The following is a 21461-nucleotide window of genomic DNA, read 5'->3' on the forward strand; positions in this document are numbered from 1 at the left end:
ATGAGCGACATCCTCGACCGCATCATCGCGGTCAAACGCGAAGAAGTCCGGGCGGCCGAACAAAGCGTGCCGCTCGAAGAACTGCGGCTCGAAGCGTCGTCGCGCGATATCCGCGACTTCGTCGGCGCGTTGCGCGCCAAGCATACTGCGGGTCTCGCCGCGGTGATCTCCGAAGTGAAGAAGGCGAGCCCGTCGAAGGGCGTGCTGCGCGAGCACTTCGTGCCGGCCGACATCGCGCGTTCGTACGAAAAGCACGGCGCGGCGTGTCTGTCCGTGCTGACCGACGTGCAGTTCTTCCAGGGCAGTGTCGCGTATCTGCAGCAAGCACGCGCCGCGTGCCAGCTGCCGGTGCTGCGCAAGGACTTCATCGTCGATCCGTATCAGGTCGTCGAAGCACGCGCGATGGGCGCCGACGCAATCCTGCTGATTGCCGCCGCGCTCGCAACCGCCGAGATGCAGGACCTCGAAGCGCTCGCGCATTCGCTGGGTCTCGCGGTGCTCGTCGAAGTGCACGACAGCGATGAACTCAAGGAAGCGCTGACGCTGAAGACGCCGCTGATCGGCATCAACAACCGCAATCTGCGCACGTTCGAAACCTCGCTCGACACGACGCTCGGCATGCTCGACGCGATTCCCGATGATCGCATCGTCGTGACCGAGTCCGGCATCCTGTCGCGCGACGACGTCGAGCGCATGCGCGCGCGCGACGTGCATACGTTCCTCGTCGGCGAGGCCTTCATGCGCGCGGACGAGCCGGGCGTGGAACTCGCGCGGATGTTTTTCTGAGCGCCGTATCGAAGCAACGACGCAACGACGCACCGGCGCAGACAAACACTCGCAACAAGGAATCACGTCATGGGCATGGAACGCGAAATCAAGCTCGCGCTGCCGGCTTCGCAGGTGCAGGCGGCGACGCGGTGGTTCGTCGCACGCGCCGGCAACGACGGGCATGCGATCAAGCTCGTGAACATTTACTTCGACACGCCGCAGTTGACGCTGGCGTCATCGAGGAGCGCGCTGCGTCTGCGGCAGACGCCGGACGGCTGGCTGCAGACCTTCAAGACGGTTGGTCACGCGACGAACGGTTTGCATAGCCGGCACGAATGGGAATTACCGGTCGCGGACGCGAAGCTCGACATCGACGGGTTGCTGAGCGCTTGCGACGAACCCGCCGCCGCGGACGCTTTGAAACAGGCCGCGCCGGCGCTGATCGCGCTGTTCCGCACGAATTTCACGCGCACGCTATGGCTGCTCGACCTCGACGGCGCGCAGATCGAAGCGGCGATCGACCAGGGCGACGTGCTTGCGGAAGTCGACGGTGAAGCGCGCCGCGCGCCGGTCTCGGAGATCGAACTCGAGCTGAAGTCGGGCGACGAAGCGGCGCTTCACACGCTCGCCGCCGAACTCGGCAAACGGATTGCCGGCCTCGCGCCGGACGACATCAGCAAGGCGCAGCGCGGGTATCGGTTGCGCGCGGGTTGAGTGCCGGTTGGGCGCGGATTGCGCGAAACCCTCGGCGCCTCATGCGCTCGCTCCGCGCAACTTGAGCTAGCCGGCGTTTGCTGCGACACTTCCCCGCCATGACCTCCGCTTCCCGTACCCGCTCCAGTTCGCCGCAGGCATCGTTGTTCGACGATGCCGCGCCAGTCTCCGCCGAAGCCTCGGCCGACACGACCGCCGCCGCCCCCACGCTCGAAGCCCAATTCGCCGGGCTGTCGGCGGCCTGGCGCGCGCACCTGAAACCCTTCATCGAAAGTGACACCTACGCACCGCTGTGCCGCTTCGTCGACGGCGAGCGCGCCGCCGGCAAGTCCATCTACCCGGCCGACGTGTTCCGCGCGTTGCGCCTGACGAGCCCCGACGAAGTGAAAGTCGTGATCCTCGGCCAGGACCCGTACCACGGCGAAGACCGCGGCACGCCGCAGGCGCACGGTCTCGCGTTTTCGGTCGCGCCACACGTGCGGCCGCCGCCTTCGCTGCGCAACATCTTCAAGGAAATCACCGCGAGTCTCGGTCACGAAACGCCGCAGCACGGCTGTCTGGACAGCTGGGCCAAACAGGGCGTGCTGCTGCTGAACACGGTGCTGACCGTCGAGCGCGGCAGCGCCGCGAGCCACGCAAAACGCGGCTGGGAGAAATGCACGGACACGCTGATCCACGAACTCGCGACGCGGCATCGGAACCTGGTGTTCATGCTGTGGGGCGCGCATGCGCAGGCAAAGCGCGCGCTGCTCGACGGCAAGTCGCACTATGTGCTGGAGGCGCCGCATCCGTCGCCGCTGTCCGCGCATCGCGGCTTTCTCGGTTGCGGGCATTTCGCGAAGGCGAACGAATATCTGTTGCAGCACGGCCGGGAACCGATCGACTGGCGTCTACCGGACGACGCGCAAATGCTTGCGTGAGAGCGTCGTCGTCAGAAGATTGCGATACACAACGAAAACGCCACGGAGGGTGAATCCGTGGCGTTTTTCTTTCACCGCTTGGGCCGCATCGAAGCGGCGCAATGCGGCACAACGAACCCGCTTAAACCGCGGCGATCGCTTCGCGCGCCGAGCTCAGCGCGGCGTTCGCGGCGTCCGGGCCCAGGTTCAGGCCTTCGGCGTAGATGAAGTTCACGTCGGTCATGCCGAGGAAGCCGAGGAAGCTCTTCAGATACGGCGTCTGGCTATCGTTCGGCGTGCCGAGATACTTGCCGCCGCGCGCCGACACGACGTGGACCTTTTTGCCGGTCACGAGGCCTTCGGGACCGTTCGCGGTGTAACGGAACGTGATGCCCGCACGCGCGATGAAGTCGAAGTACGTCTTCAGTTGCGACGAAATGCCGAAGTTATACATCGGCGCGCCGATGACGACGACGTCGGCGGCTTGCAGTTCGGCGATCAGCGCTTCGCTGCGCGCGGCGATCGCGGCCTGTTCCGGCGTGCGCTGGTCGGCCGGCGTGAAGAACGCGCCGAGCACGGCGTCGTCGAGGTGCGGCAGCGGCTCGGCTTGCAGGTTGCGGACGACGACTTGCGCGCCCGGATTCGATTGTTGCAGCTTTGCGGTCAGCTCGTTGACGAGAAGCGTCGAGTTCGCGCCTTGCGAACGGGCTGCCGAGTTGATTTGCAGGATCGTGGTCATCGTTGACTCCAGTAGGGGCGCGCAGTGTTGCGCGAGTGGAGTCATTGTGTTTTTTTACCGGCCGGCGAAAAAGCCATCCAGCGGCGACGGATTGTTGCAGGGGTAGAACAATCCACCGACCTCCTTCGCCGATTGATGATGCGACGGGCGACGATCACTTCGCCAGCCAGCGCTCGCGGGCTTTGCGAGCGGCGGGACGGCGATCGCTGACCGCGAGCTTGTAGCGCGCCACTTCGGGACCGTCGAGCTTCACCTGCGTGACGCGCAGCTCGTCGCGGCGGAACGCGTGCACCTCGACTTTCGCGCCCGGCTGATAGCGCGACAGCAGAGCATCGATATTCCCGCCGGTCACGCGCAGGCCATCGAGCGCGATCAGCACGTCGCCGGCGGAAAGGGCCGCCTTCTGCGCGGCGCTGCCCTCGTGCACCGTCGCGAGCGTGCAATCCGCGCCGCCGCGAAGCCGCACGCCGAGCGACGGCTTGCCGTTCTTGTCGAGGTCCGGGGCGAGAGAGACGCCGAACGGCGCGAGCAGCGCGTCGAGCGGCAGATCGTGCGTACCGCGTACGCCCTCGGCGAACAGTTCGGCCAGTTGCGCGCCGCTCGCTTCCGCGAAAATCGCCTCGATCTCGCTTTCGTCGACGCCGACCGGCTGGCCTCGATAAAAGTCACGGCCAAAGCGCTGCCACAGCAGACGCATCACGTCGTCGAGCGATTTCTGGTTGCCGGTCTGCGCGCGGATCGTCAGATCGAAGGCGAGCGCGAGCAGCGAGCCCTTCGTGTAATAGCTGACGATCGCGTTCGGCGCGTTCTCGTCCTGCCGGTAGTACTTGACCCATGCATCGAACGAACTCTCGGCGACGCTCTGCTTCAGACGCCCGCTGCCGCGCTGCACGCCGCCGATCACTTTGCCGAGCAGGCCGAAATAGTCGTCGGACGAGATCACGCCGCTGCGCACGAGGATCAGGTCGTCGTAATACGACGTGAAGCCCTCGAACAGCCACAGCATCGACGTGTAGTTTTCGACGCCGAGGTCATACGGCGCGAACACGGCCGGCTTGATCCGTTTCACATTCCACGTGTGGAAATACTCGTGGCTGCACAGACCGAGATAGGTCCGGTAGCCCTCGCTCATCGCCTCGCGGCCCTGCACCGGCAGATCGGTGCGATTGCAGATCAGCGCGGTCGACGCGCGATGCTCGAGCCCGCCGTAACCGTCGGTGACCGCCTGCGTCATGAACACGTAGCGCTCGGCCGGCGCCTTCTTCGACTTTGGTTCGAACAACGCGATCTGCGCTTCGCAGATGCGCTTCAGGTCCTTGCAAAGACGCTCGATGTCGAGCCCGATCACGCGACCGCCGATCACGACGTCGTGCGGCACGCCGTGCGCCTTGAACGTCGCGAGCGCGAATTCCCCGAGCGTCACAGGATGGTCGATCAATTCGTCGTAGTTCTGCGCGCGGTATTCGCCGAAGCCGTAGCGCTTGGTGCCGCGCGCTTCCGGCAGCGCGGTCGCGACGCGCCAGCCGCGATACGCGGCGCCCTGCGGCTTCTGGATATCGACCACGCACTGCGCGTCCTCATGGCCGAGCGGCGACAGGAACACGCTGGTGCCGTTGAAAAAACCGATCGTGTCGTCCAGATGCGCGGCGCGCACCGACAGGTCCCATGCGTACACCTCGTAGCGCAGCGTCAAGGCTCCCTTGACCGGCGCGGCCTGCCACGTGTGCTTGTCGATTTTCTCGACGCGCACCTTGCGGCCCGCGTCGTTCACCGCGCGCAATGTGACGATGTTGCGCGCAAACTCGCGCACCATGTAGCTGCCCGGAATCCACACCGGCAGCTTGAAACGCTGGCCGGCCGGATCGGGATCGGCGACGGTCACGGTGACTTCGAACAGGTGGGCGGCGGGGTTACCCGGAACGATGGTGTAGCGGATCGGCTTCATCGGCGGCGCTTGGGAGTGTCAGGAGAGTGAGGCGGGGAAGTTCGGGCTCGATGCGAAAGGAGGCGCCGCGTGCGCCTCCTTTCTTTTGAACGTTGCATCGGTTGCGCCCGCGGCGGGCGTGGCGCTGCTTGCGGCGCGCTGTTCAGTGCACCGCCGACAATTCCGTGTCGAGCCGATCGGCCGGCACCGCGCCGGGCAGGCGGCGACCGTCGGCGAGGAACACCGTCGGCGTGCCTTCGACGTTCATCGAACGGCCGAGCGCGAGGTTTTTGTCGATCGCGGCGGTGTCGCAGGTGGCGGCGGCGGTCGGCGCCTGACGGTCCTGCATCCACGATTCCCACGCTTTCGCGCGATCGGCCGAGCACCAGATCGACTTCGACTTGGCCGTCGAATCCGGCGACAGCACCGGGTATAGGAACGTGTAGACCGTCACGTTGTCGATCGACAGCAGCGTCTTTTCGAGCTGCTTGCAGTACGGGCAGTTCGGGTCGGAGAACACGGCGATCTTGCGCGCGCCGTTGCCGCGCACGACCTTCACCGCGTTGCCCAAAGGCAGGCTCGCGAAGTCGATGCGGTTGGTTTCCGACAGGCGTGCTTCGGTCAGGTTCTTGCGTGTCTTCGAGTCCACCAGATCGCCGAGCACCAGGTAGTCGCCGCTCGCATCGCTGTAGACGATCTGCGTGCCGAGATTCACTTCATACAGGCCCGCGATCGGCGTCTTCGACACGCTCTTGATCGTCACGTCGGAAAGACGTGTTTGCAGCGTGGCTTTGAGTTTGTCGGTGGCCTGATCGGCCTGCGCCGAGCAGCCGAGTGTAGCGGCAGCGATCGCGAGCGCGGCGGCGGCGATGCGGAAGGTCTTTTTCATGCTGGAGTCCTGGGTTCAGTCGCGCACTGTGCGCGTTTTTTACGTTCAGGCCGCGCGTTTCGGCCGCCGATCGGTTGAATCAGGTTCGATCAGGTTCGATCAGGTTCGATCAGGTTCGATCGGGATCGGATAGGGGCCGGATCGCAGCGCGTCGATGCGGTCATGATACCTGTCCCGGGCGCCCGTGACCGGCCACCGGCTATCCGCGCGACGCCTCGTTGCGGTTCACCCCAGCGCGGCCGACACCAGCCAGCGCTTGATGAATGGCTGCGCGCCGACGAACGCCATGCCGGTATTGCGCACGGCGCGTGCGAGCGGACCGGGCACCGAGAACAGTTTCTGCAGCCCGTCGGTGGCGATCATCAGCGCTCGGATGTCTTCGCGGCGCGCGCGTTCATAGCGACGCAGCAGCACCATGTCGCCGAGATCGCGGAATGACTCCTTGCCGCCGATCGTGCTCGCGAGCGCGGCGACGTCGCGCAGGCCGAGGTTCATGCCCTGCCCTGCCAGCGGATGGATCAGATGGGCGGCATCGCCCACCAGCGCGACACGCGGCGCGACGAGCCGGTCCACGGTCTGCAGCGCGAGCGGAAAGCCCTGTGCGGGCGTCACGCAGTCGAGCGCGCCGAATTGCTCACCGCTCACATGCTCGACTTCGGCGGCGAGCCGCTCGGGATCGAGCGCGAGCAACTGCTCGGCGTGTTCGGTGCGGGCCGACCAGACCAGCGACACGTGGCCGTCCGACATCGGCAGCAACGCGATGATCTCGCCGTCGCGGAACCACTGATACGCGGATTCACCGTGCGGCTTCGCGGCCTTGAAATTGGCGACCACGCCAACCTGCCTGTAGTCGCGGCGCACCATCTTCGAGCCGATCTGCGCGCGCACCCACGAGTACGCGCCGTCCGCGCCGACTACCAGGTCCGCTTCGAGCACGCTGCCGTTCGCGAGGCCAACGCTCGCGCTGTCGACGGAGAAGTCGAGCGCCTGCGCGCGCGTGTCGATCCACGTGAGATTCGGCTGGAAGCGCAGCGCGGCATCGAGCGCGCGCTCGATCACCGACGACTCGACGATCCATGCAAGCTGCGGCACCGATGCCTGAAACGCGGAGAAATGCAGCTCGGCATGCGCGTCGCCGTAGACGCGCATGTCGTAGACGGGACCGAGCCGCGTCTGATCCAGCGCCTGCCAGACCCGCAGCCGTTCGAGCAAGGCCTGCGAACTCGACGACAACGCATAGACGCGCGAGTCGAAGACAGCACCGGCGGCCAGCGCCGCGCAAGGCTGCGCGAGCAGTGCGACACGCAGTCCCGCTTGCGTGAGCGCGAGCGCCGCGGTCTTGCCGACGAGCCCGCCGCCGATCACGGCGGCATCAAAGGTCTGGTGGTGTGCGTTCATGCGCGCATTATAGCCGCGGGGGGTGCGGGGGACGGATCGATCGGCGGGGCATTTGGGCTCGGTGCACGGGGCCTCGCGGGCTCGTGCCGGACGCGGTGTGATGGGGTCGCGGCCCGGGGTTGTCTGCGGGCGAAGCGCGTTGCCGCGCGTCCTCGATGCGTGCTGCTAATGCGTCGCGGCGCTTGCCGCGAGCGCCGCATTCGCCTCGCGCGTGCGCATGAAATCGGGATCGGACGAGAGGATGCGCCACGCGGCTGCCTCGAGCTCCGCCTTGCGATCGCGCTGATCGCCGCGCACCGCGCAGTCGGGGAATACGCGGTCGTACGCGTGCCACAGCGAGTCGTAGTCGTTCTTGTCAGCGAACTGCGCGATATTGGCACGGTCTTCGCGCGCGAGGTGGGCCGTCAGGCAATCGATCGTCTGACGGTCCGTGGTGGCCTGCGCCTCGTCGAAATTCGGCGCGACCCACGTCGCGACTACGCTCACCACGATCGCGCCAACGATGCCGATCCCGACCCATCTGATGATTCGCACGCTGCTCCCCCGGATATTGAGCTCTGCCGGCTCTGAACTGACGATTCTACAGTGGCTTCGCGCAAATGCGCCGGCCGGTCCGCTCGGGCGAACGGGTTACAATTGCGCTTTCCGTGAAAACTCGCACTCAATCGTCGAGCCAACGCCCCGATTCGGTGACTTGTCCGCTCCGCTGAGCCTGCCCCGCCCTATGCGAAGGCTTGCCGAATCCGCGCACAGCGTCGAGCGCATCACACAACCTACTGATTGACTGAAGGATTTCCATGAGCCTCAAATGCGGCATCGTCGGCCTGCCCAACGTCGGCAAGTCCACCCTGTTCAACGCGCTGACCAAGGCGGGCATCGCGGCGGAAAACTATCCGTTCTGCACGATCGAGCCGAACGTCGGCATCGTCGAGGTGCCGGACGCGCGTCTGAAGGCGCTCGCCGAAATCGTCAAGCCGGAGCGCATCCTGCCGGCCGTGGTCGAGTTCGTCGACATCGCTGGTCTGGTGGCCGGTGCGAGCAAGGGCGAAGGCCTCGGCAACCAGTTCCTCGCGAATATCCGCGAAACCGACGCGATCACGCACGTCGTGCGCTGCTTCGAAGACGACAACGTGATTCACGTCGCGAACAAGATCGATCCGCTGTCGGACATCGAGGTGATCAACACCGAGCTCGCGCTTGCCGATCTCGCCACCGTCGAGAAGGCGCTCGCGCGCTATTCCAAGGCGGCCAAGTCGGGCAACGACAAGGAAGCCGCGAAGAACGCGGCGGTGCTGGAGAAGGTCCGCGCGCAGCTCGACCAGGCGAAGCCGGTCCGCGCGCTCGACCTGACCGATGAAGAAAAGGCCACGCTCAAGCCGTTCTGCCTGATCACCGCCAAGCCGACGATGTACGTCGCCAACGTGAAGGAACACGGCTTCGAGAACAACCCGCACCTCGACGCGATCACGAAGTTCGCGGCCGCTGAAGGCGCGCCGGTGGTGGCCGTGTGCGCGGCCGTCGAAGCGGACATCGCCGACCTCGACGAAGCCGACATGGAAGTCTTCCTCGCCGACATGGGCATGCATGAGCCGGGCTTGAACCGCGTGATCCGCGCGGGCTTCAAGCTGCTCGGCCTGCAGACCTACTTCACGGCCGGCGTGAAGGAAGTGCGCGCATGGACGATCCACGTCGGCGATACGGCGCCGAAGGCAGCCGGCGCGATCCACACCGACTTCGAGCGCGGCTTCATCCGGGCGCAGACGATCAGCTTCGACGACTACATCACCTACAAGGGCGAGCAAGGCGCGAAAGAAGCCGGCAAGATGCGCGCCGAAGGCAAGGAGTACGTCGTGCACGATGGCGACGTGATGAACTTCCTGTTCAACGTGTAAGCATGAACTGTTGTTCTCGGGTGTTCGCCGACATTCTCGAATTCAGTTGCGTGGCAAAGAAAACCGCTACGCCATTGGCAGCTACCCGCAAACTGAAAAAGCGCCGCGAGCCCGTGACTCCATTGGCAACACACGCCGAGACCTCGGAAAGCTGCACCGATCGCCAACGAAGGCGTCGACTACCTGCAGGCCTATAAATAAGTGGGAATCTTTGCTTTACAGGCTTCTAATATCTCCGTACCCGGATCTGTTATGCCGAAGCGATACTTGCAATAGTCGGCAAAGCGTGATCGGTCCAACGGTGGCAGACGGTCGACGGGCGCGTCATCGCCTTCATTGGCGTACGGGTCGTAGAATTGAAGTTGCAAAGTCGGATATCGCTTTAAAAAGAACGTCGTTTGGACCTCGTGATCGAGGTAAGAATGGACGTATCCCGTATAGGCGATTGCCAACATGACGCAGGCTGCGCAGGCAACTGCTGCCAAGCATTTGCCCGCTTTCATGGTGCGCCTAGCCCCATCGATTTCCTCAATTCCCTGACGATCTCAAGTCCAAAGTTGCCGGGACAAATCTTCCCCTCACCAAGTTGCCCGGGAAACTCGCGGTGTCCGCCGAGAGTGTCAACGTGAAAAAATTCTCGGAGGATTCCGACGAATGCCGTCAACGATTGAACCTGGCGTTCGTCGACCTTTGGTGGACGGGCGAAGCCCACCGCGCCCAAGAATTTTTGAAGCTTGGCGACGCCGTCGTGCCCCTCACCAGGCTCGGTCAAGTTTTCCAGCAATACGATGCCAATAACACCCGTATTGTAGTTGTGCACGTTTTCACCCTTGAAGCGGATATCTCGCCCTTCGAAGACGTTTCCGAAGCAGTCAAGCGCGTAGTGATAGCCAATGTCATCGCTGGGTGCAATGCTCTTGTCCATCTGCATTTCTTGAATGTCTTGCAACTGAAGCGCGGCAGGGCCGCACGAAAAGCTACGTCCTGCATGATGAATGGCGATCCTTTTGTAGTTCCAATCGTCATGCATACGCTCTGAGCGATTCTTGTGTGCAGCCCAATCCGACCGCTCGACAAAGTTCATGCCGCCTTGGCGCACCCGATTGATGATCGCCTGCCGCGTCGCGGCTCGGTCATTGACGGAAACCGATATGACGTCGCCAGCATTCCCATCCGCGGTGGTATGGCTGGACGTCCAGTGTTGATTTTTATAGTCAGCCATGCTCACGACCCTTAACTGTATGTGAGGTTCCGCTTCGGGGACGCAAAAATCACGTGGATGCGAAACGACCTGGATCCATCGGTCTCGATCGTCGCATACCCATTGTCGTCAGTGCGACCGGACTGCTCGCGCCCTTCTACGTCAGCTATGAATGGTCGATTCGTCAGCGGCTCACCTGTCGAGCTGTCGGACACATAAATGCGTTTCAGGTGCCGCCGTGCCGTTTGGGCGTTCTTGCTCCTCTGTGCGCCTTGACGCATATGTCCCGTGCCGGCCAGCTCGCGAGACTCGAACGACATCGACGCATTGTTCTGAGACGCAATCAGGCGTGGCGGTGGGTCGCACTTGCAGATGCAGATATCGTTCTCCAGCGCGATCTGCTTTCCGTGGAGCGTCATCGGTCGATACGGAGGCACGTTACAAATATGACCGGTCGACTTGCACGCATGACAATATATCTGCGCACCGTGATAGGCCAAGGGCTTACCGTGATTTGTGAACCTTTCTTCCGCCTGAATCACGACACCACCGGCCGTTGTCTTGTCGCCGAGTACTATGAAATACCGCCTCATGCATACTCCTTCAGTCACAATTCACAAACAGCCGATCGCCCGACTCCGGGTCGTACACCGCGCCTTGATCGCCGATTCCTTTGCCAGCCGGTCAACAGGTGTCCTCGACGGCATCCACATAAGCGCCAGCTCGCGCGTTTCAGCATGTGCGCTCTCGACCAATGGTCCATCGCTTCGAGGTATGTCCACGTCATTGTTGACACCTTCGTATCAAGTCGAGAGACTGAGCTTACGGCATTAGCACATGGGCGAATGTCAAAAGTGGTGAAGGTCCGACGAGCGCATCCACGCGGCACCGCACCACGACCTGCATCGCCCGAGCCCACCCGAGTCCCCTCCCGTTTATTTCCTTTCCCCGACAGCCAATGCTAAATTTCGGCTTCCGGCGCGCCGCCGCCGGAATGTCATCGAACACAAATAGAATCGCGCGATTCGCGTCCGCGCCCTTCCGAACAGGAGACAAATCGATGAATTACAAGCCGCTGTTCCGTTCACTTTCCCTCGCCGCCGTATTAAGCATCGGCGTCGGCCAGGCGGCTCACGCCGCGACAGAAATCCAGTTCTGGCATGCAATGGAAGCCGCACTGGGCGAACGTCTGAACGACATCGCGAACGACTTCAACAAATCGCAGAGCGACTATGAGATCGTGCCCGTGTTCAAGGGCACCTACGACCAGACCCTCGCCGCCGGCATCGCCGCCTATCGCAGCGGCAACGCGCCGGCCATCCTGCAGGTCTACGAAGTCGGCACCGCGACGATGATGCAGGCGAAGAAAGCCATCGTCCCGGTGACGCAGGTGTTCAAGAACGCGGGCGTGCCGCTCGATCAGAAAGCCTTCGTGCCGACCATCGCGAGCTATTACAGCGACTCGAAAACCGGCGAGCTGATCTCGATGCCGTTCAACAGCTCGACGCCGGTGCTGTACTACAACAAGGATGCGTTCAAGAAGGCCGGACTCGATCCGAACCAGCCGCCGAAGACCTGGGCCGAGCTGCGCGCCGACGCGCAAAAGCTGAAGGCGTCGGGCATGTCCTGCGGCTACTCGTCGGGCTGGCAGAGCTGGATTCAGCTCGAGAACTACAGCGCGTGGCATGCGGCGCCGTTTGCGTCGCGTAACAACGGCTTCGATGGCATGGACGCGCAGCTCGAATTCAACAAGCCGCTGCAGGTCGCGCACATCCAGTTCCTGCAGAACATGGCGAAGGACGGCACGTTCACCTATGTCGGCCGCAAGGACGAACCGGTGTCGAAGTTCTATAGCGGCGACTGCGGCATCATCACGAACTCGTCGGGCTCGCTCGCGACGATCAAGAAATACGCGAAGTTCAGCTTCGGCACCGGCATGATGCCGTACGACGACAGCGTGAAGGGCGCGCCGCAGAACGCGATCATCGGCGGGGCAAGTCTGTGGGTGCTGTCGGGCAAGGACCCGGCCGTCTACAAGGGCGTCGCGAAGTTCCTCGCGTACCTGGCCACGGCACCGGTCGCCGCGAAGTGGCATCAGGACACGGGCTATCTGCCGGTCACGACCGCCGCGTACGATCTGACGCGCCAGCAGGGCTTCTACGACAAGAACCCCGGCAGCGACACCGCGATCCGCCAGATGCTGAACAAGCCGCCGCTGCCGTTCACGAAGGGCCTGCGTCTAGGCAACATGCCGCAGATCCGCACCGTGATCGACGAAGAACTCGAGCAGGTGTGGGCGGACAAGAAGACGCCGCAGCAGGCGCTCGACTCCTCCGTCGCGCGCGGCGACGACCTGCTGCGCCGCTTCGAAAAGGCCGGTAACTAAGCATCGTCTGCTGGCAGGGTTCCGGCGCTCCCGCGCGGGAACCCGTCGTTACAGCACACTCTGGAAATCCCGATGGAAAAGCGCCCCTACTTCGGCACCAGCGTGCTGCCCTACCTGCTCGTCGCGCCGCAGTTGCTCATCACGCTGGTGTTCTTCGTGTGGCCGGCAGGCGTGGCGCTCTGGCAATCGACGCAGACTCAGGACGCGTTCGGTACGTCGAGCGAGTTCGTCGGACTCGCGAACTTCAAACAGTTGTTCGCCGACCCGCTGTATCTGGCGTCGTTCAACACGACGATCGTGTTCTGCACGCTCGTCACCGTGTCGGGCCTCGTGATCTCGCTGCTGCTCGCGGTCTGCGCCGATCGCGTGACGCGCGGCGCGAAGGCCTATCAAACGCTGCTGATCTGGCCATACGCGGTCGCGCCCGCGATCGTCGCGGTGCTGTGGTCGTTCCTGTTCAACCCGAGCATCGGCCTCGTCACCTATGCGCTCGCAAGATACGGCATCGTGTGGAATCACGCGCTGAACCCCGCTCAGGCGATGTTCCTCGTCGTGCTCGCGTCGGTCTGGCAGCAGGTCAGCTATAACTTCCTGTTCTTCTATGCGGGCCTGCAGGCAATTCCGCGCTCGCTGATCGAAGCGGCCGCGATCGACGGCGCGGGTCCGGTGCGCCGCTTCTTCGGCATCGCGTTGCCGCTGCTGTCGCCGACCACGTTCTTTCTGCTGGTGATCAACATCACCTACGCGTTCTTCGACACCTTCCCCGTGATCGACGCGGCGACCGGCGGCGGTCCCGGCCAGGCCACCCGCACGCTGATCTACAAGATCTTCGCCGAAGGCTTCCAGGGGCTCGACATCGGCAGCTCGGGCGCGCAGTCGGTCGTGCTGATGATCATCGTCGTGGCGCTGACCGTCGTGCAATTCCGCTTCATCGAACGCAGGGTTCAATACTCATGATCGAGAACCGACGCGGTTTTGACCTGTTCTGTCACGCGGTGCTGATCGCGGGCGTCGCGCTGGTGGTGTTTCCCGTGTACGTCGCGTTCTGCGCGGCGACGATGAGCGAGCACGAAGTGTTCACGGTGCCGCTGTCGCTCGTGCCGAGCACGCATCTGTTGGAGAACATCGCCACGATCTGGACGCACGGCACCGGCAATGCGGCGGCGCCGTTCAATCGCATGCTGTTCAACAGCCTCGTGATGGCGCTCGTGATCGCGATCGGCAAGATCGCCGTGTCGATGATCTCCGCGTACGCGATCGTCTACTTCCGCTTTCCGTTTCGCACGCTCGCGTTCTGGCTGATTTTCATCACGCTGATGCTGCCGGTCGAAGTGCGGATTTTCCCGACCGTGCAGGTGGTGTCGTCGATGCATCTGAGCAATACGTACACCGGTCTGACGTTGCCGCTGATCGCGTCGGCGACCGCGACGTTCCTGTTCCGTCAGTTCTTCAAGACGCTGCCGGACGAGCTGATGGAAGCCGCGCGCATCGACGGTGCGGGCGCGCTGCGCTTCTTCTGGGACGTCGTGTTGCCGCTGTCACGGACCACGATGGCGGCGCTCTTCGTGATCACGTTCATCTACGGCTGGAATCAGTATCTGTGGCCGATCCTGATCACGAGCCAGCAGTCGCTGAGCACCGCGGTGATCGGCATCAAGGGGATGATCGCGTCGGGCGATACCGCGACCGAATGGCATCTGGTGATGACGGCCACGCTGCTCGCGATGCTGCCGCCGCTCGTCGTCGTGCTGACGATGCAGCGCTGGTTCGTGCGCGGCCTCGTGGATTCGGAAAAATGATCCGCTGTGGCGGACGGCGACAAGCACTCAAAAGACAAGGCTAGAACGGCATGGCTACACTGACCCTGCAAAGCGTTAAGAAAACCTACGACAGCAAACAGTTCGTGTTGCACGGCATCGACGTGGACGTCGCCGACGGCGAATTCGTCGTGATGGTCGGGCCGTCCGGCTGCGGCAAATCGACGTTGCTGCGGATGGTCGCCGGGCTCGAGCGCATCTCCGACGGCAGCATCTCGATCGCCGGCAAAGTCGTCAACGAGTTGGAGCCGAAGGACCGCAACATCGCGATGGTGTTCCAGAACTACGCGCTGTATCCGCATATGAGCGTGGCCGAAAACATGGGCTACGCGTTGAAGATCGCGGGCGTCGATCGCGCGCAGATCGCGAAGCGCGTCGAAGCCGCCGCGCAGATTCTCGAACTCGGCGCACTGTTGCAGCGCAAGCCGCGCGAGCTGTCGGGCGGGCAGCGGCAGCGCGTCGCGATGGGACGCGCGATCGTGCGCGAGCCGGCGGTGTTTCTGTTCGACGAACCACTGTCGAATCTCGATGCGCGTCTGCGTGTGCAAATGCGCCTCGAAATCCAGCGCCTGCATGCGCGACTCAAGACCACGAGTCTGTACGTCACGCACGATCAGATCGAAGCGATGACGCTGGCGCAGCGCGTGATCGTGATGCACAAGGGCAACGCCGAACAGATCGGCGCGCCGACCGAAGTCTATGAGCGGCCGGCCACGGTGTTCGTCGCGAGCTTCATCGGCTCGCCGGGGATGAACCTGCTCGAAGGCCGTGTTTCGGACGACGGCTCGACGTTCGACGTCGCCGGCAACGGCCCGAAGCTGCCGCTCGCGGGCGTGCCGTCGATCGGCCGCGACGTCGCGACAGGCCGCGAATGGACGCTCGGCATCCGCCCCGAGCACTTGAGCCCGGGCACGGCCAACGCACCGCACGCGACGCTGAGCGTCGACTCGTGCGAACTGCTCGGCGCGGACAATCTCGCGCACGGCCGCTGGGGCAAGCACGACGTGACCGTGCGGCTGCCGCATGCGCATCGTCCGGCGGCGGGCGAAGCGCTGCAGGTCGCGCTGCCCGCGCAGCATCTGCACTTCTTCGATCCGGCGACGGGACAGCGCGCGAACTGAGACGCCCCCCGGAGTGCCGCGACGGCGGCCCGCCGCCGGAACTCCCCTGCCGCCCGGCCTCCGCCCCGAAGTACAATGCCACCTGAACCATATGCCGGGCGCGGCAGCGTCGTCGAATCCGACGCCGCGCCAGCCGGCGCCGGGTGTTCCGTCCGGCCCTCACACCGATTACCCATTCACCCCCGACTGCCCGCCCGCACGCGGCCGGCGTCGTCAACGTCTACTGCAAGCAAATGGCCCAATACGTTTTCACCATGAACCGGGTCGGCAAGATCGTGCCGCCCAAGCGCCAGATCCTGAAAGACATTTCGCTATCGTTCTTCCCCGGCGCGAAGATCGGCCTGCTCGGCCTGAACGGCTCGGGCAAATCGACACTGATCCGCATCATGGCCGGTGTGGACACCGAGATCGAAGGCGAGGCGACGCCGATGCCGAACCTGAACATCGGCTATCTGCCGCAGGAGCCGCAACTCGATCCGCAGAAAACCGTGCGTGAAGCGGTCGAGGAAGGCCTCGGCGACGTGTTCAACGCGCAGAAGAAGCTCGACGAAATCTACGCGGCCTACGCCGAGCCGGACGCCGACTTCGACGCACTGGCCGCCGAGCAGGCGAAGTACGAAGCGATTCTCGCAACGACCGACGGCAGCGCCGAGCAGCAGATCGAAATCGCCGCCGACGCGCTGCGCCTGCCGGCGTGGGACGCGAAGATCGAGCATCTGTCGGGGGGCGAAAAGCGCCGCGTGGCGCTGTGCAAACTGCTGCTGCAAAAGCCGGACATGCTGCTGCTCGACGAGCCGACCAACCACCTCGACGCGGAATCGGTCGAATGGCTCGAGCAGTTCCTGACACGCTTCCCGGGTACCGTGGTCGCCGTCACGCACGATCGCTACTTCCTCGATAACGCCGCCGAGTGGATTCTCGAACTCGACCGCGGCCACGGCATCCCGTGGAAGGGCAACTACAGCAGCTGGCTCGATCAGAAGGAAGAGCGCCTGAAGCAGGAAGAAGCGTCGGAGTCGGCGCGCCAGAAGGCGATCAAGAAGGAGCTGGAGTGGGTGCGCCAGAATCCGAAGGGACGCCAGGCGAAGTCGAAGGCGCGTATTGCCCGCTTCGAGGAACTGAACAGCCAGGACTACCAGAAGCGCAACGAAACGCAGGAAATCTTCATTCCGGTCGGCGACCGCCTCGGCAACGAAGTGATCGAGTTCAAGAACGTCAGCAAGTCGTACGGCGATCGTCTGCTGCTCGATAACGTCAGCTTCAAGATTCCGGCCGGTGCGATCGTCGGCATCATCGGTCCGAACGGCGCCGGCAAGTCGACGCTGTTCCGGATGCTGACCGGTCGCGAACAACCCGATTCGGGCGAAATCGTGCAGGGCCCGACCGTCAAACTCGCTTACGTGGACCAGAGCCGTGAGGCGCTCGCAGGCACCAAGACCGTGTTCGAGGAAATCTCGGGCGGCGCGGACGTGCTGACGGTCGGCAGGTACGAAACGCCGTCGCGCACGTATATCGGCCGCTTCAACTTCAAGGGCGGCGACCAGCAGAAGATCGTCGGTAATCTGTCCGGCGGCGAGCGCGGTCGTCTGCATCTGGCGAAGACCCTGATCGCGGGCGGCAACGTGCTGCTGCTCGACGAACCGTCGAACGACCTCGACGTCGAAACGCTGCGCGCGCTCGAAGACGCGCTGCTCGAATTCGCGGGTTCCGTGCTCGTGATCTCGCATGATCGCTGGTTCCTCGATCGCATCGCCACGCATATCCTCGCGTTCGAGGGCGACTCGCAAGTCACGTTCTTCGACGGCAACTACCAGGAATACGAAGCGGACAAGCGCGCGCGTCTCGGCGAGGAAGGCGCGCGGCCGAAGCGCCTGCGCTACAAGCCGATCTCGCGCTGACAGGCAGCGGACGACGGCCCGTCTGTCGCAATGCCGGACGGGTCGCGGGGCATGCGCGTTGCTATCCGCCGCATGGTGGAGGCGCATGAAAGTCTCGCGCACGCGACAGACGGTCAACACCACGCCGCGCGATGCGGTGACGGCCTTGCATGGGACCCGAGTAAGCGCTGAAGCGCTAACTCGGGTCGACAGGAGACAGACATGGCGATGTCGAGGGGCAAGCGCTGGATCGTCGTCGTGGGTGCAACGTTATTGGCGTTGATTCTGATCGCGATCGGCGCGATGCAATTCGCGCAACAGGAAGTCAAGAATCGCGTCAGCGCGGCGCTCGGGCCGCTCGGCAGCGCCGAGCGCATCGATGTCGGTCTCACCTCGGTTCACCTCACCCACGTTCTGCTGAATGCGCCGCCCGGCTGGCCGGCGGGCGAACCGCTACGCGCCGACGAAATCACGATCACCCCCGATGTGCCCGATCTGATCGCGCGGCGTATGCATATCCGTGAGGTCGTCGTGCGTGGCTTCGACATGGCCGTGCTACGCACGAAGGACGGCGCGCTCAATTTGCTGCCGAACCTGCGCGAATCGCTGAACCGCGGCGATCAGCCGGGCGGCACCGGCACCGCTCCGCCGATCTCGCGCGAAAAGCGGGTCGACCATATCCGCTTCGAGCAGGGTAACTTCCATTTCTACGACATGACTGTCGGGCCGCCGCCGTTCAAGGTCACGGTCAGCAACGCGAACGCGACCGTCGACAATCTGCGTCTGCCGTCGCTCGCCGAGCCGACCAACGTCAGCGTTCGCGGCTCGCTGAAGGGTCCGGCGCATACGGGCACCGTGACGTTCGACGGCTGGATCAAGGTTGCCACCCGCGATTCGCAGACGACGAGCACGCTGCGCGGCGTCGACATCGCGATGCTCGATCCGTATCTTCTGAAGAAGGCCGGCACGCGCGCACAGGTGACGGGCGGCACGGTCGATCTGACAATCGAATCGACGGTGCGCAACTATCACCTGCGCGCGCCTGGCACGGTGACCGTCCACAATCTGCAGCTCGCTGAAACCGACAATCCGCTGGAGACGTTCATGTCGATTCCGACCCGCGCCGCCGTTGCGGCGCTGCGTACGCACAACGGCGACATCACGCTGCATTTCGTGCTCGACGGCGATCTGCGCGATCCGAAGTTCTCGGTGCGCGAAGGACTCTTCAAGCGCATCGGCGCCGGGTTTGCGCAGGCGCTGGGGGTCAGTGTCGAAGGCGTCGCGAAGGGCGCGGGCGAGACCGTCAAGGGTCTCGGCAATGCGTTGAAGAATCTGTTGGGACAGTAGCGGTCAGCTCAAACCGGCAAGCCCAGCCCGCGCAGCTTTGCTTCCGTTTGCGCGGCGCTCGTGTGATGCACACCGTGCCAGCCGAGCGCCGTCGCGGCTTCGGCGTTCTTCGCGTTGTCGTCGATGAAGACGAGTTCGGCCGACTCGATGCCGGGCATCTGCAACTCGATACGCCGATGCATTTCCGCGAAGATCGCCGGGTCGGGCTTCACGAGCTTCACGCGCCCCGACACGACGATGTCCCGAAACCGCTGCAGCACCGGATAGTGCTGCCACGCATACGGGAAAGTCTCGTCCGACCAGTTGGTGAGTCCGAAAAGCGGCACCTCGGCCGCTTCGAGCTTTTCCATCAGCGCGATGCCGTCGTCGAGCACGCCCGCCACCATCTCGTGCCAACGCTCATAGAACGCGCGGATCAGCGGCTCGTGGCCGGGAAACTGTGCGATTAACTCGTCGGTGGCTTCGACAATCGGCTGGCCGCCGTCCTGGCGAATCACCCAGTCCATCGAGCAGACGTGCGTGAGGAACCAGCGGCGCTCGAACTCGTCGGGAATCAGCTCGCGGTACAGGTACTCGGGACTCCAATCGATCAGCACGCCGCCGAAATCGAACACCACTGCCTTGATCGCCATGTACCACGCTCCGTTTCGCAGGTCGTCGCTATGCTCAGATGGGTTGCGTGCGCAGTTCGAGCCATGCCTTCGCGTCGCCAGACACATGCGGCGCGAGGCGCGCGCGCACCGTTTCGTGATAGGCGTTGAGCCATGCGCGCTCGTCGTCGCGCAGCAGCGACAACTCGATGCAGCGCGTGTCGATCGGGCACAGCGTCAGCGTTTCGAACTTCAGGAAATCGCCGAATTCGGTTTTTTCGGCGGCCACGTTCAGCACGAGGTTTTCGATGCGCACGCCCCACTTGCCCGGCCGATACAGACCCGGCTCGTTCGACGTGATCATGCCCTCCTCCATCGCGGTCCACGGTTCGGCCGGCGCGTAGTGCGAGATCACCTGCGGGCCCTCGTGCACGTTCAGGAAGTAGCCGACCCCGTGACCGGTGCCGTGGCCATAGTCGGCGCCGGCCTGCCAGATCGGCGCGCGCGCGATCGCGTCGAGCATCGGCGAGCGGATGCCGCGCGGAAATTGCGCGCATGACAGCGCGATCATGCCCTTCAGCACGACGGTGAAATCGCGGCGCTGTTCGTTGCTCGGCGTGCCGACCGGCACGACGCGCGTGATGTCGGTCGTGCCGCTCAGGTACTGGCCGCCCGAATCGATCAGCAGCAGGCCGTTGCCTTCGATCACCGCATGCGACTCGTCGGTCGCGCGATAGTGCGGCATTGCGCCGTTCGCGTTGAAGCCCGCAATCGTCGCGAAGCTCAGCGACACGAAGCCGGGACGGCGCGCGCGGGCGGCCGTCAAACGTTCGTCGATCGTCAGCTCGGTGATGCGCTCGCGGCCCAGCGCGCTTTCGAACCACGCGAAGAATTCGGCGAGCGCCGCGCCGTCCTGCTCCATCGTCCCGCGCACGTGCGCGACGTCGGCGGCGGTCTTGCACGACTTGAGGAAGGTGGACGGATTGACCGCCTCGACCACCTTGACCGCCGACGGCACCGCCTCCAGCAAGCCGTACGTGATGCGACGCGGATCGATCAGCAACGTGCTGCCGGCCGGCAGCGCGGCGAGCGCCTCGGCGGCTTTCGCGTACGGCTCGACGCTGATGCCGTCGCGTGCGAGCACTTCGGCGAGCGCCGCCGACACCTTGCCGTCCGCGATAAAGAGCGACACGCTCTCCACGCCGATCAGCGCGTGCGCGACGAACACCGGGTTGTAGCTGACGTCGGCGCCGCGCAGGTTCAGCAGCCAGGCGAGGTCGTCGAGCGTCGAGATGAAGTGCCATTGCGCGCCTTTGTCGGCCATCGCGCGACGCACCTGCGCGAGCTTGTCCGCGCGCGCGACGCCCGCTTGCGGCGCGATGTGCTCGAAGACGGGGTCGGCGGGGAGCGCGGGACGCTGCGCCCAGATCGCGTCGAACAGGTCGACGTCGGTACGCAGCTGCACGCCGCGCGCGTTCAGTGCGGCGCTCAACACGCGCGCGGCCGCAACGCCTAGCACCGCGCCGTCCACACCGACGATGCCGCCGCTCGCGACGTGCTGCGCGAGCCATTCGAAATGCGGTGTGGTCTGCTGGCCGCCCATCATCTTCATCAGCTGGACACCGCTGCCGGTGAGCTGCGCGCTCGCCTGCTCCCAGTAGCGGCTGTCGGTCCAGACGCCGGCGAAATCGGCGGTCACGATCAGCGTGCCGGCCGAGCCGGTGAAGCCTGACAGCCACTGGCGGCCTTGCCAGCGCCCGGGCAGATACTCGGACAGATGCGGATCCGCCGACGGCACGAGGTAAGCGGCGATGCCTTCGCGCGCCATCGCGGCGCGCAGGCTCGCGAGGCGCTCGGGAATGGAGGAGGTTTCGGGAAGTCGGGCGTTCATGGGATTAC

At 64.3% G+C, this 21461-nt stretch carries 20 protein-coding genes; 10 read left to right on the plus strand and 10 right to left on the minus strand.

All coding sequences use genetic code 11. From position 1 onward, the window contains the following. The 3 genes from trpC (at position 1) to OKW43_RS11420 (ending at position 2402) form a co-directional block, all read left to right on the plus strand. Positions 1-786, plus strand: coding sequence for an indole-3-glycerol phosphate synthase TrpC (gene trpC / locus OKW43_RS11410; RefSeq protein WP_187636009.1), 786 nt, complete (start codon positions 1-3; stop codon positions 784-786). Positions 787-855: 69 nt separating this feature from the next. Further along, complete coding sequence (locus OKW43_RS11415; protein WP_429447448.1) at positions 856-1482, plus strand: CYTH domain-containing protein; 627 nt, start codon at positions 856-858, stop codon at positions 1480-1482. A gap of 98 nt (positions 1483-1580) precedes the next feature. Further along, positions 1581-2402 carry a uracil-DNA glycosylase gene (locus OKW43_RS11420; protein ID WP_429447450.1) on the plus strand — a complete coding sequence of 274 codons (822 nt, stop codon included), beginning with the start codon at positions 1581-1583 and terminating at the stop codon, positions 2400-2402. Positions 2403-2523: 121 nt separating this feature from the next. On the opposite strand, the gene OKW43_RS11425 is transcribed toward OKW43_RS11420, so the two are convergent. The 5 genes from OKW43_RS11425 to OKW43_RS11445 form a co-directional block, all read right to left on the minus strand. Then, a complete protein-coding gene (locus OKW43_RS11425; protein WP_187636012.1) occupies positions 2524-3120 on the minus strand; it encodes an FMN-dependent NADH-azoreductase in 597 nt (198 codons plus the stop codon). A 154-nt stretch (positions 3121-3274) separates the two neighbouring features. After that, positions 3275-5065, minus strand: coding sequence for a M61 family metallopeptidase (locus OKW43_RS11430; protein ID WP_429447453.1), 1791 nt, complete (start codon positions 5063-5065; stop codon positions 3275-3277). Positions 5066-5207: 142 nt separating this feature from the next. Then, positions 5208-5933 carry a DsbC family protein gene (locus tag OKW43_RS11435; protein WP_187636014.1) on the minus strand — a complete coding sequence of 242 codons (726 nt, stop codon included), beginning with the start codon at positions 5931-5933 and terminating at the stop codon, positions 5208-5210. A 225-nt stretch (positions 5934-6158) separates the two neighbouring features. Continuing rightward, the gene (locus OKW43_RS11440; RefSeq protein WP_187636015.1) at positions 6159-7331 is read right to left on the minus strand and encodes a UbiH/UbiF family hydroxylase; all 1173 of its coding nucleotides are present in this window, start codon (positions 7329-7331) and stop codon (positions 6159-6161) included. A 165-nt stretch (positions 7332-7496) separates the two neighbouring features. Further along, entirely contained in the window at positions 7497-7865 is a 369-nt protein-coding gene (locus tag OKW43_RS11445; RefSeq protein ID WP_246530163.1) for a hypothetical protein, read from the minus strand. 263 nt (positions 7866-8128) lie between these two features. On the opposite strand from OKW43_RS11445, the gene ychF reads away from it, so the two are divergent. Continuing rightward, on the plus strand, positions 8129-9223 hold the full coding sequence (gene ychF / locus OKW43_RS11450) for a redox-regulated ATPase YchF (protein ID WP_187636016.1): 1095 nt from the start codon (positions 8129-8131) through the stop codon (positions 9221-9223). A 191-nt stretch (positions 9224-9414) separates the two neighbouring features. Here the strand turns inward: ychF and OKW43_RS11455 are convergent, their stop codons facing one another. The 3 genes from OKW43_RS11455 to OKW43_RS11465 are packed head-to-tail and all read right to left on the minus strand — an operon-like array spanning position 9415 to position 11017. Next, positions 9415-9726 (minus strand): hypothetical protein, encoded by a 312-nt coding sequence (locus OKW43_RS11455; RefSeq protein WP_429447456.1) that lies wholly within the window; start codon positions 9724-9726, stop codon positions 9415-9417. Continuing rightward, on the minus strand, positions 9723-10445 hold the full coding sequence (locus OKW43_RS11460) for a peptidoglycan recognition protein family protein (protein WP_246530164.1): 723 nt from the start codon (positions 10443-10445) through the stop codon (positions 9723-9725). The genes OKW43_RS11455 and OKW43_RS11460 overlap by 4 nt, the downstream gene beginning before the upstream one ends. An 11-nt stretch (positions 10446-10456) precedes the next feature. Beyond that, a complete protein-coding gene (locus OKW43_RS11465) occupies positions 10457-11017 on the minus strand; it encodes a PAAR domain-containing protein (RefSeq protein WP_187636018.1) in 561 nt (186 codons plus the stop codon). A gap of 467 nt (positions 11018-11484) precedes the next feature. On the opposite strand from OKW43_RS11465, the gene ugpB reads away from it, so the two are divergent. The 6 genes from ugpB (at position 11485) to OKW43_RS11495 (ending at position 18972) form a co-directional block, all read left to right on the plus strand. After that, positions 11485-12810, plus strand: coding sequence for a sn-glycerol-3-phosphate ABC transporter substrate-binding protein UgpB (ugpB, locus tag OKW43_RS11470; protein ID WP_429447459.1), 1326 nt, complete (start codon positions 11485-11487; stop codon positions 12808-12810). Between the two features lie 72 nt (positions 12811-12882). Next, positions 12883-13767 carry a sn-glycerol-3-phosphate ABC transporter permease UgpA gene (ugpA, locus tag OKW43_RS11475; protein ID WP_429447461.1) on the plus strand — a complete coding sequence of 295 codons (885 nt, stop codon included), beginning with the start codon at positions 12883-12885 and terminating at the stop codon, positions 13765-13767. After that, the gene (gene ugpE / locus OKW43_RS11480) at positions 13764-14609 is read left to right on the plus strand and encodes a sn-glycerol-3-phosphate ABC transporter permease UgpE (protein WP_429447463.1); all 846 of its coding nucleotides are present in this window, start codon (positions 13764-13766) and stop codon (positions 14607-14609) included. Before ugpA ends, ugpE begins: the two co-directional genes overlap by 4 nt. A 50-nt stretch (positions 14610-14659) precedes the next feature. Continuing rightward, the gene (locus OKW43_RS11485; protein WP_429447465.1) at positions 14660-15748 is read left to right on the plus strand and encodes a sn-glycerol-3-phosphate import ATP-binding protein UgpC; all 1089 of its coding nucleotides are present in this window, start codon (positions 14660-14662) and stop codon (positions 15746-15748) included. A gap of 233 nt (positions 15749-15981) precedes the next feature. After that, complete coding sequence (gene ettA, locus OKW43_RS11490; protein WP_429447467.1) at positions 15982-17646, plus strand: energy-dependent translational throttle protein EttA; 1665 nt, start codon at positions 15982-15984, stop codon at positions 17644-17646. A 201-nt stretch (positions 17647-17847) separates the two neighbouring features. Further along, entirely contained in the window at positions 17848-18972 is a 1125-nt protein-coding gene (locus tag OKW43_RS11495; RefSeq protein ID WP_429447469.1) for a DUF748 domain-containing protein, read from the plus strand. Between the two features lie 8 nt (positions 18973-18980). Here OKW43_RS11495 and OKW43_RS11500 read toward each other — a convergent pair whose 3' ends face one another. Beyond that, positions 18981-19604 carry an HAD family hydrolase gene (locus tag OKW43_RS11500; RefSeq protein ID WP_187636025.1) on the minus strand — a complete coding sequence of 208 codons (624 nt, stop codon included), beginning with the start codon at positions 19602-19604 and terminating at the stop codon, positions 18981-18983. Positions 19605-19638: 34 nt separating this feature from the next. Then, a complete protein-coding gene (locus OKW43_RS11505) occupies positions 19639-21453 on the minus strand; it encodes an aminopeptidase P family protein (RefSeq protein WP_429447471.1) in 1815 nt (604 codons plus the stop codon). Positions 21454-21461: the final 8 nt, after the last annotated feature.

This window comes from Paraburkholderia sp. WC7.3g (genome assembly GCF_050436345.1).
Classification (GTDB): domain Bacteria; phylum Pseudomonadota; class Gammaproteobacteria; order Burkholderiales; family Burkholderiaceae; genus Paraburkholderia; species Paraburkholderia podalyriae.

Coding starts and splice junctions, on each gene's coding strand:
- OKW43_RS11465 (WP_187636018.1), bottom strand. CDS start 11,017: ATGAGGCGGTATTTCATAGTACTCGGCGACAAGACAACGGCCGGTGGT.
- OKW43_RS11420 (WP_429447450.1), top strand. CDS start 1,581: ATGACCTCCGCTTCCCGTACCCGCTCCAGTTCGCCGCAGGCATCGTTG.
- OKW43_RS11455 (WP_429447456.1), bottom strand. CDS start 9,726: ATGAAAGCGGGCAAATGCTTGGCAGCAGTTGCCTGCGCAGCCTGCGTC.
- OKW43_RS11435 (WP_187636014.1), bottom strand. CDS start 5,933: ATGAAAAAGACCTTCCGCATCGCCGCCGCCGCGCTCGCGATCGCTGCC.
- OKW43_RS11505 (WP_429447471.1), bottom strand. CDS start 21,453: ATGAACGCCCGACTTCCCGAAACCTCCTCCATTCCCGAGCGCCTCGCG.
- OKW43_RS11495 (WP_429447469.1), top strand. CDS start 17,848: ATGGCGATGTCGAGGGGCAAGCGCTGGATCGTCGTCGTGGGTGCAACG.
- OKW43_RS11460 (WP_246530164.1), bottom strand. CDS start 10,445: ATGGCTGACTATAAAAATCAACACTGGACGTCCAGCCATACCACCGCG.
- trpC (WP_187636009.1), top strand. CDS start 1: ATGAGCGACATCCTCGACCGCATCATCGCGGTCAAACGCGAAGAAGTC.
- OKW43_RS11425 (WP_187636012.1), bottom strand. CDS start 3,120: ATGACCACGATCCTGCAAATCAACTCGGCAGCCCGTTCGCAAGGCGCG.
- OKW43_RS11415 (WP_429447448.1), top strand. CDS start 856: ATGGGCATGGAACGCGAAATCAAGCTCGCGCTGCCGGCTTCGCAGGTG.
- ychF (WP_187636016.1), top strand. CDS start 8,129: ATGAGCCTCAAATGCGGCATCGTCGGCCTGCCCAACGTCGGCAAGTCC.
- ugpB (WP_429447459.1), top strand. CDS start 11,485: ATGAATTACAAGCCGCTGTTCCGTTCACTTTCCCTCGCCGCCGTATTA.
- OKW43_RS11440 (WP_187636015.1), bottom strand. CDS start 7,331: ATGAACGCACACCACCAGACCTTTGATGCCGCCGTGATCGGCGGCGGG.
- ugpE (WP_429447463.1), top strand. CDS start 13,764: ATGATCGAGAACCGACGCGGTTTTGACCTGTTCTGTCACGCGGTGCTG.
- OKW43_RS11500 (WP_187636025.1), bottom strand. CDS start 19,604: ATGGCGATCAAGGCAGTGGTGTTCGATTTCGGCGGCGTGCTGATCGAT.
- ettA (WP_429447467.1), top strand. CDS start 15,982: ATGGCCCAATACGTTTTCACCATGAACCGGGTCGGCAAGATCGTGCCG.
- ugpA (WP_429447461.1), top strand. CDS start 12,883: ATGGAAAAGCGCCCCTACTTCGGCACCAGCGTGCTGCCCTACCTGCTC.
- OKW43_RS11430 (WP_429447453.1), bottom strand. CDS start 5,065: ATGAAGCCGATCCGCTACACCATCGTTCCGGGTAACCCCGCCGCCCAC.
- OKW43_RS11485 (WP_429447465.1), top strand. CDS start 14,660: ATGGCTACACTGACCCTGCAAAGCGTTAAGAAAACCTACGACAGCAAA.